Source organism: Kribbella sp. NPDC104218 (assembly GCF_055584105.1).
The window spans coordinates 2874031-2889273 of sequence record NZ_JBVJMQ010000001.1 but is presented as its reverse complement, the minus strand read 5'-3'; the positions used below and the strand labels follow the sequence as shown (position 1 = coordinate 2889273).

12 protein-coding genes are annotated in these 15243 nt (G+C 69.0%); 1 reads left to right on the top strand and 11 read right to left on the bottom strand.

The annotated features are described in order from the left end of the window. Positions 1 to 5: 5 nt before the first annotated feature. Positions 6 to 443 (top strand): DUF6069 family protein, encoded by a 438-nt coding sequence (locus ACZ6ZD_RS13675; protein WP_465671658.1) that lies wholly within the window; start codon positions 6 to 8, stop codon positions 441 to 443. Here ACZ6ZD_RS13675 and ACZ6ZD_RS13670 read toward each other — a convergent pair. The 11 genes from ACZ6ZD_RS13670 to ACZ6ZD_RS13620 are packed head-to-tail and all read right to left on the bottom strand — an operon-like array spanning position 440 to position 15234. Then, positions 440 to 1696 carry an NAD(P)/FAD-dependent oxidoreductase gene (locus ACZ6ZD_RS13670; RefSeq protein WP_465671656.1) on the bottom strand — a complete coding sequence of 419 codons (1257 nt, stop codon included), beginning with the start codon at positions 1694 to 1696 and terminating at the stop codon, positions 440 to 442. The genes ACZ6ZD_RS13675 and ACZ6ZD_RS13670 overlap by 4 nt on opposite strands. 19 nt (positions 1697 to 1715) lie before the next feature. Beyond that, positions 1716 to 3137, bottom strand: coding sequence for an NAD(P)/FAD-dependent oxidoreductase (locus ACZ6ZD_RS13665; RefSeq protein ID WP_465671654.1), 1422 nt, complete (start codon positions 3135 to 3137; stop codon positions 1716 to 1718). Next, a complete protein-coding gene (locus ACZ6ZD_RS13660; protein ID WP_465671652.1) occupies positions 3127 to 4917 on the bottom strand; it encodes an acyl-CoA dehydrogenase family protein in 1791 nt (596 codons plus the stop codon). The genes ACZ6ZD_RS13665 and ACZ6ZD_RS13660 overlap by 11 nt, the downstream gene beginning before the upstream one ends. Further along, complete coding sequence (locus ACZ6ZD_RS13655; protein ID WP_465671650.1) at positions 4832 to 8440, bottom strand: type I polyketide synthase; 3609 nt, start codon at positions 8438 to 8440, stop codon at positions 4832 to 4834. The genes ACZ6ZD_RS13660 and ACZ6ZD_RS13655 overlap by 86 nt, the downstream gene beginning before the upstream one ends. Beyond that, entirely contained in the window at positions 8437 to 10053 is a 1617-nt protein-coding gene (locus ACZ6ZD_RS13650) for a condensation domain-containing protein (protein ID WP_465671648.1), read from the bottom strand. The genes ACZ6ZD_RS13655 and ACZ6ZD_RS13650 overlap by 4 nt, the downstream gene beginning before the upstream one ends. Continuing rightward, positions 10050 to 11549, bottom strand: a complete 1500-nt coding sequence (locus ACZ6ZD_RS13645; protein ID WP_465671646.1) for an amino acid adenylation domain-containing protein — start codon at positions 11547 to 11549, stop codon at positions 10050 to 10052. Before ACZ6ZD_RS13645 ends, ACZ6ZD_RS13650 begins: the two co-directional genes overlap by 4 nt. Next, positions 11546 to 12865, bottom strand: coding sequence for a class I adenylate-forming enzyme family protein (locus tag ACZ6ZD_RS13640; protein WP_465671644.1), 1320 nt, complete (start codon positions 12863 to 12865; stop codon positions 11546 to 11548). Before ACZ6ZD_RS13640 ends, ACZ6ZD_RS13645 begins: the two co-directional genes overlap by 4 nt. Continuing rightward, positions 12866 to 13276, bottom strand: a complete 411-nt coding sequence (locus ACZ6ZD_RS13635) for a hypothetical protein (protein ID WP_465671642.1) — start codon at positions 13274 to 13276, stop codon at positions 12866 to 12868. Next, entirely contained in the window at positions 13273 to 14376 is a 1104-nt protein-coding gene (locus ACZ6ZD_RS13630) for a beta-ketoacyl-[acyl-carrier-protein] synthase family protein (RefSeq protein WP_465671640.1), read from the bottom strand. Before ACZ6ZD_RS13630 ends, ACZ6ZD_RS13635 begins: the two co-directional genes overlap by 4 nt. Beyond that, positions 14373 to 14861 (bottom strand): 3-hydroxyacyl-ACP dehydratase FabZ family protein, encoded by a 489-nt coding sequence (locus ACZ6ZD_RS13625; protein WP_465671638.1) that lies wholly within the window; start codon positions 14859 to 14861, stop codon positions 14373 to 14375. The genes ACZ6ZD_RS13630 and ACZ6ZD_RS13625 overlap by 4 nt, the downstream gene beginning before the upstream one ends. After that, on the bottom strand, positions 14848 to 15234 hold the full coding sequence (locus ACZ6ZD_RS13620) for an acyl-CoA thioesterase (protein WP_465671636.1): 387 nt from the start codon (positions 15232 to 15234) through the stop codon (positions 14848 to 14850). The genes ACZ6ZD_RS13625 and ACZ6ZD_RS13620 overlap by 14 nt, the downstream gene beginning before the upstream one ends. Between the last annotated feature and the right edge of the window lie 9 nt (positions 15235 to 15243).

Genomic DNA, 15243 nt, shown 5'->3' with positions numbered 1-15243 from the left:
TCCTGATGTCCACCCAGTCCGCAAGTGTTCGCCCCGCCCGCAGCTCGACCGGGATCATTGCCCTTGGCATCGTTGGCGCCGCGGCCGCCGCCATCGCGCTGAATGCCGGCGTCGCCGCGATCACCCTGGCCGCCGGCGCCTCCGCCGACTTCCAGCCGCTCCAGCTGTCGGCGTACAGCATGTGGACGATCGTCGGCGTCCTGGCCGGCTTCACCGGATGGGCGGTCGTCCGGGCTCGTGCGTCGAAGCCTCGGCAGTTGATGCGCGTGCTGGTCCCAGCGGTCATCGGCGTCAGCTGGGTGCCGGACGTCGTCGTCGGCGTCAACGACTCGTTCCCCGGCACCAGCTGGGGCGCTGTGATCGCTCTGATGGTCATGCACGTCGTGGTCGGCGCCGTGGTCGTAGCTGTCGGCGGTCGGGTGCTTCCGCTACCGCGCAGCTAGCGCAGCCGGGCCTGTAGCGCGGTCGTGACGTCTGGCGGGTTGCGGTGCAGTTCGGTGACCAGGGTGGCTTCGAGGAGGGCCGGCCACTCGACCGGGGTGGTCCAGTTCGACTCGTAGCCGCTGGCGAGCAGCTGGGTGACAGTGGTGGCCACGGCACCGGCTCGGGTCAGGGCGCCGATCGGAGCGCGGGTCGGCCGGAACGGGCTCAGGTCGAGGGTCGGCTCCTCGCCGCGGAGTGCGGTGGCAAGTTCTTCGGCGAGGAGCGGGGCCAGCGTGAGGTCGGAAGTATTCAGCAGCCAAACCCCGGGAAGCGCGCTCGCACCGATGAGCGGTAGGCCGTCAACGGCAACCGAACGGTTGGTTAGCTGGATCTCGTGGATGCTGCTCTCGCCTAGGTCGCGGCGAAGCTGCCGGGCGGCGGTGTTCAGAACGTGCAGGACGTCGCCGACCGGCGCAGCGCTCGCCGGCTCAGCTGCCACGACCTCGGTGCCACCGAGCTGGACCTGACCGGCGCCCAGCGGCGCGACGTACGTTGCAGCGGCAAACGCGCGCCGCGGCGTCCGGACCACGTACGGCGGGACCGTACCGTCCTCAGTGTCGACCAGCACGGAGACCTCACCGCTGCTGACGGTCTGTACCGTCTCGGCCGCCGCAGGTGCCGCCGTGTTGACCAGAACGACGGCTCCGGTGCTCAGCGACGTACCGGAGGCCAGCTGGACCTCCTGGCCAACCTGAACGACGTCCTCGGCAATCAACACGCCGCCCGCGGACTGGAAGGCATGCTCGAGGCCAGCCCGCAGTTCGGCCGTATCCACCGCAAACTCGTTGGGCAGATAGAGGGCCTGCAGCGGACGGGCAGTCGGCTCCGGATCGAGCCAGTCGAACTCCTCCGGATCCACTACCTCGAACGGCTCGCCGTACTGCTCCAGCGCAGCGTGAACGGCAGCGAAGTTCGCAGTGTCGACGTCGGGCAACCCCATCGTGTTGAGGATGAGCAGGCTGCCGTCTGCGGTCTGTACGTCGCTGTCCAGCGAGTTCAGCCACTCCGGCCACAGCTGCGCCGACTGACGGCTCCAGGCCAGCTTGGTCGGCTCGACCGTGCCAGTAAGGCCGCCGAAGGTCTCCACGAGCTCGACAGCGGACTCCGGACGCCGAGCGCCGACCACGGCGACCTGAGTGCCGCGGCGAGCCAACGCCAGGCCGAGGGACAACCCGAGCAGGTCGTTGCCGACGACCAGAACGTCGTACGTCATGAGTGTTCCTCCCCCGCCGTCAGACGGCCGAGTAGTAGTCGCGCAGCGACTGGGCGATGGGCAAGTGGATGCGGGAGGCGGCCAGCAGCTCGGGCGGCGGTGTGAACTCCGGATCGAACTCGTCGGCGATCCGGGTGTAGGCGAGCCGCAGGTAGTGCTCGATCGTGAGCGGCAGCTCGGCCGGTAGCGTCCAGTTGGTCTCGTAGCCGGTCGCCATCATGTGCGTGACTGTGGTGTTCACGATGGCCGCTCGCTCGAACGGCTGGATCGGACGCCGAACCGGCGCGAACAGCTGGAGGTCGACAGCGGGTTGCTCTCCGACGAGCAGCGCGGCCATCTCCCGAGCCAGCAGCGGCGAAAGCGTCAGACCGTCCCGATAGGTACCGGTCATCATCCACAGCCCGGCGACACCGGTCTGACCCAGCAGCGGCATGCCGTCCAGGGCTACCGGGCGATTCCCGACCTGGAGCTTGCGGAACGGGCTGCGGACCAAGTTCCGGCGGACCTGCCGAACGCCGCAGTCCATCAGGAAGAGCACGTCGGAAACGAGCGCCTTGGTCCGCGGCTCGGGTGAGATGACGTTGGTCGCGCCGACGTAGACCTGGCCCGGGCCGCGCGGTACGACATGCAGTCCGCACGCGAACGCCCGGTTCGGCGTCCGGATCACGCTGCGCGCGTTCTGGCCGTCAACAGTGTCGACCAGCGCGGAAACGCCGTACCCACTGATCAGACGCGGTATGACGGCGGCCTGGTCGGGCAGCGTGTCGAGGACCGCCTGGGTCGCGGCACCGGCCGCGAGGACGACCTGCTCGGCCGCGAGCACCGTACCGTCGGCCAGCGTGACACCGGTGACGCGATCACCGTCGCGGGTGATCGCGACCGCCTCCTGCGGGATCTGGACGCCGCCGGCCGCGACGAAGGCCTGGTTGAGGCGGATCAGCAGCTCGTGCGCGTTCACCGCATGCTCGTTCGGCAGGAACATCGCCTGCAGCGGGCGAGCCGTCGGCTCGGGGTCGAGCCAATCGATGTCGTCCGGGTCGACGTCCTCGAACTTCTCGTCGTACTCGCCGAGCGCGCGCCGGATCGCCTTGTAGTTCTCGGTGTCGATCTCCGGCAGGCCGACGGTGTTCAGCATCACGACCGTGCCGTCGGCGGTCAGCAGCTCGCTGCCGTCGGTGTCCGGGGAGATCGAGTCCAGCCAGTCGGGCCAGAGTTTCGCGGCCTGGTAGGCCCAGTCGAGTTTCGTGCGCCCGTAGTCGCTGGCCAGCAGGGTGGTGGTCACCTCGCCGAACGTGCCGATCATCGCGCCGGCGGCGGCCGACGCGGCGGCCGGGCGATGCGGCTGCCCGAGTACCGCGACCCGGACGCCGCGGCGGGCCAGCACCAGCCCGAGCGACAGACCCAGCGATCCGTTGCCTACAACAACAACCTCATGACTCACGGTGGTCTCCTTCGCTCAGATGACGAACCAGTTCCGCCACCGTCGGCTTCTCCAGAATCACCCGGACCGGCACCCGGACGCCGAGTCGTTCCCGCAACCGCGCGGCCAGCCGGACCGCGACCATCGAATGCCCGCCCAACGTGAAGAAGTCGCCGTCCGCCGTCCCGAACGCCTCGATCCAGAGCGCCGTGACGATCGCCTCGGTGGGGTTGAGCAACTGCTTGCCGAGCTGGGCGGTGGGGCTCGCGCCAGGCTCGAGCTCGTCGTCCACGGCCGTCCAGAGCAGCTCCAGCCGACGCCGGGACTGCTCCTCGGCAGCCGGGAAACCGCTCCGCGCTGTCAGCAAGGTCAACGTGAGCAGCTCACCGCCCAGCCGCCCGAGTAGTGCCGACTGCCGTTGCGTCGGCTCCGCCAGCGACTGACAGGTAGTGGCGAACCGGTGCGCCTGAATCTCCAGGTAGGAGTCGCCAGGCGCGGCGAGAGCGGTCGGCCGATGGTTTGCCTGGAAGGACCAGCGGTCCATCATCGTGTCGACGCCGCCGGCGACCCGCAGCGCGCGGGCGTCGCGGAAGCAGCGCTCGACGGGATGCGGCGGGACGTCGCGGGCCGCCTTGCTGCGCGCGGTCTCGTAGCCTTCCCCGCCGAGGATCGCCACGGCGCGATCGATCGCGCGTCCGGCCGCGAGCGAGGTGATGTTCTTCGCCGCTGTCAGCTCGGGCTCGGTGTTCGCCCGGGCCGTCCCGAGAATGCACCACTGCTGCACGGTCTCGATCGTGTCGATCTCGGCGGCGATCTCGCCGACCGACCGCTGGATCTCCTCGTACTCGCCGAGCGGACGACCGTCGATCGCACGTCGGCCGACGAACTCGCGGACCCACTCCAGCGCCAGTCGCGCGATCGCCAGCGACGGCGGCCCGATCACCAGATGCCGGCCGAGCGCGGCCCGCAGTCCAAGGTCTCGTTCGACGTCGACGCCCCGGACGGCGCCGTCCGGTCGCATCCGCCAGTCCTGGTCGGCCGACTCCGGCATCAGCTGCTCAGCGGGCACCCGGACGTCGGTCAGCCGCAGCATCCCGAACGGAGCACCTCGCAAACCCATGAACTCGTGCCGAGCGACGACCTCGAAACCCGGGCTGCTCGTGTCCACGAAGAACAAACGCACCGCCGAAGTGCCGTCGAGCACGGTGGCGGACACGTCCAGGAAGTCCGCGACGGCGCCGTTCCCGATGAACAACTTCTCCCCGGTCAACAGGTAGGCGGCGCCGTCCTCGACCGGGACGGCGACCGTCTGCCGGCTCTCGTTCGCGGCCCCGGCTGGCTCGGCATCGGCAGCCGCCGAAACGATGCCGCTAGCAACCTTTTCCGCGATCAGCTCACGTAGCGGCCCGTCGCTCAGGGCAGGCAGGTAGGTCGCGGATCCGAACCCGTTCTGGATGGACAGCACGAAGGCGACCGCGACCGAACGCAGTGCGGCCGCTTCGACGACGCGGCAGGCGTTCAGCCACGACAAGCCGAGACCGCCCAATGCGGGCTCGACCATCAGCCGTAGCAGGCCGGCGCCTTGGAGCTTCTCCAGCAGTCCGTCGGGCAACTCTCCAGTCAGTTCGACTGCCTCTGGGTCGAGATGATCGGCCAGCAGATCAGTCAGCAGCGCGACGGCGTCCGTACCGGCCTGGAAGTCGTCTGGCTCCTGCTCAGGGAAGGGGGTCAGCAGGTCCGTGCGCACCCGTCCGGCGTACAGCTCCGCCAAGACGCTCGGCGAGGTGTCGGAGGAAGTCATCGGTCCGCTCCCGGAAGTAGAAGTGATCGCCGGCAAAGGTCTGCGTGTCGAATGGCCCGGTGGTGTACGCCTGCCACTCAGCCAGGGCTTCGGTCGCCTCGGTGTCGTCAAGGCCGCCGAACGCGGTGACTGGGCAGTCCAGCGGTGCGGCGTCCGGTGCGCGGTAGTTGGCGACCAGAGCGAGGTCTGCCCGCAGTACGGGGAGCATCAGGTCGAGCATCTCGGTGTTGCCGCGGAGGTCGCCGGGCAGCCGTCCGTAGCGCGCTTCGATCGCCTCTACCAGCTCGGCGTTCTCCAGCTCGTGGACGCCGTCGCTCAGTCGATCCACGTGCGGAGCGCGTGCTGCGGACAGGAAGAGCGCTTCGGGCCCTGGCTCGCCGGTATCGCGCAGTCGGCGGGCTACCTCGTACGCGATCAGTGCGCCGAGGCTGTGCCCGAAGAACACGAAAGGCGGTTCGAAATCGACCGCAGCGACCAGGTCCGTCACCAACTCGTCCATCGAGGTGTACGGCGGCTCTGCCATCCGGCTGCCGCGCCCTGGCAGCTGCACTGCCCACAGCTCGACGTCGGTCAACCGGTCGGTCCAGGCGAGGAACTCGCCGGGTGAACCGCCGCTGTGGGCAAAGCAGTACAGGCGAAGCGGCGCTGCGGGCCGCTGCCGGCGACGCAGCAGCCACTGCTTACCCAGCACTGGTACGACGGCCGCACGCGGCGCATCAGCCAGCGCGGCCAGCCGACCCACTGTGGGGGCTTGGAAGAAGGACTTCGGTGTCAGCTCACCGCCCAGCTGTCCACGGACGGCGGCCAGGATCCGAGAGGCGATCAACGAGTCGCCGCCGAGGTCGAAGAAGTTGTCGTCGGCGCTGACCGTCCGCAGGCCGAGTGCGTCGGCAAAGGCGGTAGCCAGCAGCTGCTCGGTCGCAGTGAGCGTTCTGGTAGGTGAAGCTGCCAACTCCGCTTCGACTGGCTGAAACTCCTCTTCGAGCCGGAATCGCGTGCGCTGGAACGGATACGTCGGCAGCTCGACCCGGCGCCGGTGCCGGCCCTGGTGCAACGCCGTCCAGTCGAGGCTCACGCCGGACACCCACAACCGGCCGGCGCCGCGCAACATACTGAGCGCGCCACCGTCGCGGTCGGGTACGCCGGCCGCCGCCAGACTCTGCGCGATCGGCCGGTCCGGATCACAGTCGGGGTGTCGGCGGGCCAGTGTGCTGAGGGTGTGACCAGGTCCGAGCTCCAGCAACGCATGGCTGCCTTCGGCGAACAATGTCGACAAGGCGTCCGCGAACCGCACAGTGTGGCGCAAGTGCGCCGTCCACGAGCTCACGTCCTGGACGTCGGCCGCTGAACTCACCAGACCGGTGCGGTCCGAGATCCACGGGATCGCCGGGGGCTTTCGCGGGACGTTCTCGACCACAGCGGCGTACTGCGGCAGGACTGCGTCAACGAACGTCGAGTGCGCAGCCGCAGCGATCCGGAGCGGCCGGACGTCGACGCCGTCCGCTTCCAGCAGCTTGTGGAGTTGCTCTACTTCATCAGCCGGTCCAGTCACCACGCACTGGTCCGGGCTGTTCACTGCAGCCAGTGCGAGCCGCCCTGTGAGCAGTGGCTCGACCACTGCGGGCTCCAGTGGCACTGCGAGCATCGATCCGGCCGGCAGGTCGTCGAGGAGCCGGCCTCTGGTCAGCACGAGCCGCATCGCATCTTCCGGCGCCAGAACACCAGCGGTGGTTGCTGCTGCATACGCACCGAGACTGTGCCCAAGCACAGCGGCAGGTACTACCCCACGCGCTCTCCACACCTCAGACAGTGCATGCTGCACAGCGAACAGCACCGGCTGGCAAACCCGCATGGTGTTCAGCTGCTCTTGTGCCCAGGCCTCTCGGTCTGGGTAGAGGACCGCGCGGAGGTCGAGGCCCAGGTCGGCTCCGGCCCAGTCGGCCGCAGCGTCGATCGCTGCCCGGAACACCGGTTCGTCCCGGTAGAGGTCGGCGCCCATACCGACGTACTGACCGCCTTGGCCGGGGAAGAGGAATGCGACGCTTCGTCCGTCCTCGGCTCGGCCGGTGATCAGTTCGTCGGTGTGGTCGGACGCCACGATTGCTGTCCGCTCCGCGAAGTCACGGCGTCCGGTCTGCAGCGTCCAGGCGACATCGGCCAGCGGTGTGTCGGGCAGTGCGTTCTGCAGGCGCTGAGTCGCCGCGGCCAACGCTGCAGGCGTCCTGGCCGACAGTGGGAGCAGCTGCGGTCGGCCGTCCGGCACGGAGGCGGCCTGGTGCGGAGCCTCCTCGACGATGACGTGGGCGTTCGTGCCACCCAGGCCGAGTGAGTTCACCGCCGCCCGGCGGGGCGTGTCTCGCTGCGGCCAGGCCAGCGGCTCTGCGCTGATGGTGAAGGGGGTGTCCGCCAGCATCAGATCGGGATGCGGCTGTCGGAAGTGCTGCGTGCCCGGAATGACACCGTGCTGCAGTGCCAGGACGACGGTGATCAGCCCGGTCACGCCGGCAGCAGCGTCGGTGTGACCGACGGATGCCTTGACCGAGCCCAGTCGACAGAAGCCTGTCTCCGCGGTTCCGAAGGCCTTCGCCAGTGCGCGGACCTCGATCGGGTCGCCAACCTCGGTGCCGGTTCCGTGCGCTTCGACATACTCGATCGTGCGGGGGTCGACACCGGCGATGAGCTGCGCAGTACGGATCGCCTCGGTCTGTCCGGTGACGCTGGGCGCGAAGAAGCCAACTTTGCCGGCGCCGTCGTTGTTGACCGCGGAGCCGCGAATGACGGCCAGCACGCGGTCGCCGTCCGCGAGTGCGTCGTCCAGGCGACGCAGGACGACGATGCCCACCGCATCACCCGCGACCGTACCGTTGGCATCAGCGTCGAATGAGCGGCAGCGGGCGTCCACTGACAACACGTCCTCGTCGCCCTCGGCCGCCTGCGGCTGCGGGACGTGGACGGTGACGCCACCAGCCAGTGCGATATCGCAGTCCCCCGCCAACAGCGCCTGTCCGGCCAGATGCACTGCCACCAGGGAGGTGGAGCAGGCGGTCTGTACAGACACCGCTGGTCCGCGGAGGCCAAGTTTGTAGGCCACTCGCCCGGTCAGGAAGTCGGAACCGTAACCGTTGCGCAGCTCCCAGCTCGTGGCGCCGGGGAAGCGGTGGCGATGCGTCTGCAGAGCAGCTGGGTGGTCGGTGAACCCGCAGCCGCCGTACACACCGATCGCGCCGGAGTAACCGAAAGGGTCGTACCCGGCGTTCTCCAGCGCACTCCAGGCGCATTCGAGGAAGACCCGGTGCTGCGGATCGAGGATCGTCGCCTCGCGCGGCGAGAACCCGAAGAAGGCCGCGTCGAAGCCATCGGCCTCCGGGACGACGCCGTGACCGTGCACCCGCCCGGCAGCATCCGCCGGCCCGCGCGTGATCTGGTCGCTGTCGGACAACAGATTCGCCCAGAACTCCTGGACGTCGTTCGCACCGGGAAATCGGCCGGCCATGCCGACAATCGCCAACGCGTCATCGGTCATGTCGACTCCGCGTTGTCGGCTCGCGCCGTCCGCCGACGCTGCCGCAGGCGATCGCGCCCGGCCAGCAACCGCTCAGTCGGCTGCTCCGCGGGCGCTGTGACACCCGCACCGCCCAGATAGCCCGCCAAGGCCGCCACTGTTGGGTATTCGAGCAGAGCGACCAGTGGCGGCGCCGTACCGGTCAGCTCGCGCAGCCGGGACTGCGTTGCCAGCAAGGTGAACGACGTCCCGCCGAGGTCGAAGAAGTTGTCGTGCAGACCGACCTCGGTCCGCCCGAGCACGTCCTGCCAGATGCGGACCAGCTCGCGCTCGAACTCCGGCTGTGCCGGCACTGCGGCCTCTTCGGCCACAGGCGGCGCGGCGGCGCTCACATCGCGTTTGCGGACGGTCGGCAACCGGAAGGTCGGGTCAGCCGCCGCGGAAGCCAGCAACTGCTCCAGCTGCCCAGCCAGCGCGGCAATCGTGCCGGCCGCGAACAGGTCGGTGCGGTAGGTGAAGGTGAGCCGGAAGTCATCGCTCTCCGGTTCGGCGCGGAAGATCGTCAGGTCGAGGTCGACCTTGGCGTCGTCCTGCGGACACTCGATCGCGGTCGCCGTCGCCCCGCCGAGACGTGGTGTCACGATCGGCGCGGACTCGAACGAGAAGTACGTCTGCACAAGGGGCGCATGGCCGAGGTCGCGCTCCGGCGCGAGCTCGGCGACGATCCGGTCGAACGGGACGTCGGCGTACTCGAGGATGTCCAGCAGCTCACTCTGGACGCGGCGGCAGAGGTCGCCGAATCCGGGGTCGCCGGTCGTGTCGACCAGCACCGGCAAGGTGTTGACGAAGAGGCCGATCGCCGATTCGAGCTCGACCCGGTCTCGTCGGCTGACCGGGACGCCGACGAGCACCTGCTCCTGACCGGCGAGCCGCGCGAGCAGAGCGGCGTACGCCGTCAGCATCAGGACCAGTGGGGTGACCCGAAGCTCCTGCGCGCGCTGCAGCACCGGAGTCATCACCTTGGCCGGGACGACGTGCACATGGTTGGCGCCCTGTGAGGTGGCGACCCGCGGCCGTGGGTGGTCAGTCGGCAGCCGCAGTACGGTCGGGACGCCGCTCAGATGCTCCTGCCACCACTTCAGGTCGTCGTCGGCAACGGTCTGGTCAGGCACCCAGGCGGCAGGCTGGGTGCGATGCCCCAGCCCGGCGTAGCCATCGGCCAGCTCGTCGAAGAAGACCTGCAGCGACGGTCCGTCCGTGATGAGCTGGTGCATCACGACGACGAGGATGTGGTCGTCAGATGCCAGCTGGACCAGCCGAGTCCGCAGCAGCGGGCCACTGGCAAGGTCGAACGGCTCACCGGCCCAGCTGCGGACCAGCTCAGCTGCTGCGCGCTCGTCGTCAACCTGAGTGACCGGCAGATCCACGCGACCGATGCCGACTACCTGCTCCGGACCGGGGAACGTCGTCCGCAGCGCCGCATGCCGAGCGACGATCTGACTGATCGCGGCCCGCAGCCGAACGACGTCCAGCGGCCCCTGGAACCGGGCTGCGACCGGGACATTGTTCATCCCGGTGCCGGGACGGAGCTGTTCCACGACGTACAAGGCACGTTGGAAGGGGGTGAGTGTCATAGGGCACCCCGCAACGCAAGCCGGTCGATCTTGCCGCTGGCCGTCAGTGGGAGGGTCGCGACGAGTTCGATCCCGGTCGGCACCATGTAGGCGGGCAGCCGCTCGCGCAGCGTCGCCAGCAAGGCCGCAGGCAGTTTGTCGTCCCCAGTAGTCTTCGGGACCACGTGCGCACGCAGGTAGCGCTCCTCAGCCGCGCTACCAGCCACTGAGACGACAGCTTGGGCCACAGCGGGGTCCGAGTTCAGTACGGTCTCTATCTCGCCCAGCTCGATCCGGAAACCGCGCACCTTCACCTGCGTGTCCTGACGGCCCAGAAACTCCAGCAGGCCGTCCGGACGGACGCGGCCCAGGTCACCGGTCCGGTACGCCGGTTCGTCCGGTCGCTGCGGATCCGGCACGTAGCTCTGCGCCGTCCGCTCCGGCAGGCCGAGGTAGCCAGGACCCACTGCTGTCCCAGCGACCCACAGCTCACCCACCTCGCCGTCCGGTACCGGATGGCCGCTCTCGTCGCACACCAGCACTCGGGTGTCGCGGATCGGCGTACCGATCGAGGGCAAGTCCTCCCAGGCCGACACGTCGGCGGGCAGCTCGTACGACGTGGAAACGTGGGTCTCGGTCGTCCCCCATTGGTTGACCAACCGGCAGGCGGGCAACTGGGTGAACATCGCGCGGATCCGCTCACTGGCCTGCACCTGCTCACCCGCGGTCAGGATCTCCCGCAGCGGGTGCGTCGAAGGACTCACGTCGGCCGCGAACAACGCTAGCGACTGGATCATCACGAACGGCACGAAGATCCGGTTGACCTGCTCGCGCTCGATCAGGTCCCACAACTCCTGTGGGTCGAGACGCTCGTCCTCGGTACAGCAGACGACGGTCCCGCCTTCGCCAAGAGTCGTCAGGACCTCTTGGTAGATGATGTCGAACGACGACGGCGCGAACTGCAGCGTCCGGTCACCCGCGCCACAGCTCGACGCCTCACTCTGCCAGGCGATCAGGTTCGCCAGGTTGCGATGCGCGTAGCGGACGCCCTTGGGCCGGCCGGTCGAGCCGGACGTGTAGACGACGTACGCGAGCTCGGCCTCCGCCGGCTGGACCGGCACTGACTCGTCGACCGCGTAGACCAGCGCACCGTCGTGCTGAACGGCGGTGAACCCACCCAACCGGGCCAACGGCTCGGCATGTCCGACGACAGTCCGGACGCCCGCATCCGCGCACATGAAGCGCAACCGCTCCACCGGATAGCCGACATCCAGCGGTACGGCGGCGCAGTCCGCCCGCAGCAACCCGACCACCGCGACGACGAGGTCGATCGACCGCTCCAGATGGACTCCGGCCCTGGCGACACCCAGATCCCGCACGTGGTCCGCGACCCGACCGGCCCGGTCCCACAGCTCTTGGTAGCTGATGACCTCACCCTGGAAGGTCACAGCGGCGTCGTCGGGCCGTAGTGCGACCTGCTCCAGCACTGCCTCGAGTTCTGGTACGACGGCGGTCATTTGTGCCACCCCTCGTCGGCAGCGGCCCGCATGGTGATCCGGTGCGGGCGTTCGCTGCGCAACAGCATCCGGTTCAGCGCACGCTGGATCTCTGCGGCCTGCTGCGGGCCTGGGTCATCCACTGAGACCTCCAGGTCGTATCGGAGTTGGTCACGGTCATCGCGGTACACGGTGGTCCGGCAGTGCTGCACGCCCGGCACAGCCGTGGCGATCCGCCGCACCGAAGGCAGCCAAACCTTTTCTCCGCCGACAACGACGGAGTCACTCAGCCGGCCGCGGAAGAAGTGGTAGCCGTCGGCATCGATCTCGAACCGGTCCCCGGTCGCGACGGCGCCGCTGGCCGTCAGCGGGCTCGGAGCGCTGTCCGGCAGGCGTCGGCGCAGGACCGTGTCCGAAACCACGTGCAGCTCGTCGTTGACCAGACTGGTCTGTACGCCGGGGAGCGGACGACCGACCGACGTCCACCGATGTTCGGGCTCGGCGTGCACAGCCAGCGTGCTGACGCGCGGACCGGCCTCGGTGAGGCCGTAGGTCAAATACAGCTCTCGATCGTCGTCCAGCAGCGTCTTGATCCGCTCCGGGTCGAGAGCATCGCCGCCGACCGTGAGCACTCGCAGCGACGACGGGACCTGCTCCAGCCGGGTTGCAGCACTCGGGGTCAGCGACGACACCGTGACGCCGTGCGCTGCCACCTCTTCGGCGTACGCCCGTGCGGTGAACGGCGGCCCGGAGATGACGAGCCGGGAGCCACGCACCAACGCGGCGAAGGCCTGTGCCACCAACGCGTACGAGTAGTGCAGCGGAAGGCAGAGCAGCACGGTGTCCGTCGACCGCTGGCCGATCGCATCCGCGTGCCAGGTCGCGTTCCGCAGTAGGGCGTCGTAGCTGTGCAGGCAGCCGGTACCGACCCCAGCCGTGCCGGATGTCATGAGGATGACGTCGCCCGACTCGTACCGCTGCTGGACGCCGGTGAAACGCACCGCCTCCGCACCGGGCAACACAGCGGCCTGCGTAGCGCCGTAGCGCCCCGGATCGATCCGAGGCGCGATCAGCATCGAGGCACCGAGTCGTTCCGCGACTGATGAGATGCGGAAGGCCGTTGACGCAGGTGCCAGCGGGACGGGCACGGCGCCGGCGACCAGAACGGCGAAGAAGGTCGACAGCATGGTCCGGCCGTTCGGCAGCGCGATCAGTACCGGCGCTCCGGGCTCCAGGTCGAGAGCAGCCACCGCGGCAAAGATCTGCGCCGGGTCCACAGTCGCCGGGTCGGCATCGACGGTCCGCTCCAGAAACGCGAGGAGCTGCTCGACGTTCATTCACTCGCCCCCAAGGACGACAGTGCGCACGTCATCACCGGAGTGCACGCTCAGCACGACCCGGCTCGCCGCACCCGACCGCAGCCAGGAGCGGGCAACCACCTCGGCCACGGGCAGACTGTGCTCGGCGTCACTGGTCAGCAGCAGGCTCGGACCGCGCAGTCCAAGCCGCAGGCACGGCAGCCCGGCGATCGCACCCGGGTTTGCCCCAGCGAAGCGCAGCGGGGACATCTGCCCGTTCTGCGCCATCCCCGCAAGCTGCTCCATCGTGTCCCGCGTCGCGTGTGTGCTGAGCACCAGGACGCCGGTGTCTGCCGGTAGCGGCGCAGTGATCGTCTGCTCGATCGACTCCAGGACCAGCCAGGCGACCGGGTCGACGTACATGGACGGGATCCGCCGCGTGCTCGTCATGGTGCTTCCAGGACCAGGCAGGTGTTGAAACCGCCGAACCCCAGCGTGACGCTGAGACCGACGGCTCCGCTGAACGCCAGCGGCTCGCCGACGGGCAGCTGCAGCGGGAAGTCCGGCAGCGGATCGGTCAGCCCAGGCACCGCCGGGACACGCTGGTCCCGCAACGCCATCAGCACCGCCACGGCTTCCATCGCGCCCGTCGCACCTAGCGTGTGCCCGAAAGCACCCTTGGTGGCGAACACCACCGGCCCGTCCGGAGCGGGCTTGAACGTACGCCGAAAGCTCAGCGACTCGACATCGTCGTTCACCGGCGTCCCCGAGCCATGTGCGTTCAGAACCGCCACTTCGCCGGCATCGCGACCAGCAGCGCGTAGCGCGATCTCAATCGCCCGGACCACGGTGTCGCCGGACGGATCGGGCGCAGTGGCGCCGTGCGCGTCGTTAGCCGACCCAGCACCGGAAACCGCGCCATACACGCGGGCCCAACGGTGCGCGGCCGACTCTGCCGACTCAAGCACCAGGAACGCCGCACCCTCGCCCAGCAGCATGCCGTCCCGCGCAGTGTCGAAGGCTCGCAGGGTTGTCGGCGACATCGTCCCCAGCAGGCTGTGGCCGAGCCGTTTGGCCGGAGTCAGGATGTCGACGCCACCGACCACACAGATGTCCGCCGCACCATCCGCGATCAACGCAGCCCCAACCAGTACGGCGTCCGATCCTGCAGAGCAGGCCGTACTGACCGTCACAGTCGGTACGCCGGCTGCAGCACCGAGCTCGGCACCCCAGCGGGCCAGCGAGTCAGGCGCATCCAGGTCAGGCCCGTAGCTCGTCCCGACCACCAGCTGTAGCCGTGGGTCGCCCAGCTCCAGACCTGCGTCCGTAACTGCGGCAGTCAGCGCACGGAGACCCAGCGCGTGCTGCCGCTCCCGGTAGTCCTCCGGCAGGTCCGGCACGACCGCAGCCAGCTCGTTGCGCACCTTGTGCGCACTCGGCACCGGCCGCATGCCAGAGTCCCCAGCCAGCAGGGCCGACCAGACCTCGTCCAGGCCGGCACCCAGCGCGGTGTCCCACGCCATGCCGGTGACCAGCACCCGGCTGGTCACCACCACTGCTGTCCCATGTCAGCGACGTTGCGCCGGACCAGATTGGCCCGGAACGCCGCGACGGTCGTGTCCTCGACCGTGGCCCGTCCGGAGAAGAAGAAAGTGTCGCCGACGAACCGGTCCGCGGTCACGGTGATCACGACATGGTCGCCGGGGACGACGATCTTCAGGAAGCGCGAGTTCATCGCGCCGACCAGCGTCAGCTCGTCGTCCTGCAGCTTCGACGTGCTGAGCTGGAAGAGGATGATGCCGGCCTGCGCGAACGCCTGGTTGAGGTGGCTGGCCGGGAAGATCGCGCGCTCGGGGAAGTGGCCCGCGATCACGTCCATCTGCGCCGACACCGCGAGACTCGCCACGATCCGCTCGCCGGGCTCGTAGTCGAGGATGCGGTCCAGGTAGAGCATCGGGTGCCGGTGCCGCAGCCAGCTCTTGATCTCGGTGAACCCCATCGTGCGGGTGGCGGTTGAGGTCTCAGTGGGCTGCATGGGTTCCGGCCTCCGTCAGGACGTCGAGCAGTTCGGGGGTCAGCGTGCGCGGGGAGCCGTCGGCGCGGTCGACCAGACCGACGACGAGCGTCCCCGTGGCCAGCTCGGCGCCGTCCGCGAATCGGCGTACGGTGCCGGCGATGCGGGCCCGAGCCGCACCGACGTGGTCGACCGACGCCTCCAGGCTCAGCTCGTCGGGATAGCGCGCGGAAGCCAGGTAGCGCAGCCGCAGCTCACTGACGACCAGCTCGGCGCCAGCGGCGGCCAGAGTGTCGAGGCCGGCGCCGAGACGCTCCAGGTTGTCCAGCAGCGCAGTCTCGATCAGCGAGGCGTAGCGGGCGAAATGCACGACACCGGACGCGTCTGTGTCCACATGCTCCAC

Coding starts and splice junctions, on each gene's coding strand:
- ACZ6ZD_RS13660 (WP_465671652.1), bottom strand. CDS start 4,917: ATGACTTCCTCCGACACCTCGCCGAGCGTCTTGGCGGAGCTGTACGCC.
- ACZ6ZD_RS13635 (WP_465671642.1), bottom strand. CDS start 13,276: ATGACGAGCACGCGGCGGATCCCGTCCATGTACGTCGACCCGGTCGCC.
- ACZ6ZD_RS13650 (WP_465671648.1), bottom strand. CDS start 10,053: ATGACACTCACCCCCTTCCAACGTGCCTTGTACGTCGTGGAACAGCTC.
- ACZ6ZD_RS13640 (WP_465671644.1), bottom strand. CDS start 12,865: ATGAACGTCGAGCAGCTCCTCGCGTTTCTGGAGCGGACCGTCGATGCC.
- ACZ6ZD_RS13675 (WP_465671658.1), top strand. CDS start 6: ATGTCCACCCAGTCCGCAAGTGTTCGCCCCGCCCGCAGCTCGACCGGG.
- ACZ6ZD_RS13645 (WP_465671646.1), bottom strand. CDS start 11,549: ATGACCGCCGTCGTACCAGAACTCGAGGCAGTGCTGGAGCAGGTCGCA.
- ACZ6ZD_RS13655 (WP_465671650.1), bottom strand. CDS start 8,440: ATGACCGATGACGCGTTGGCGATTGTCGGCATGGCCGGCCGATTTCCC.
- ACZ6ZD_RS13625 (WP_465671638.1), bottom strand. CDS start 14,861: ATGCAGCCCACTGAGACCTCAACCGCCACCCGCACGATGGGGTTCACC.
- ACZ6ZD_RS13670 (WP_465671656.1), bottom strand. CDS start 1,696: ATGACGTACGACGTTCTGGTCGTCGGCAACGACCTGCTCGGGTTGTCC.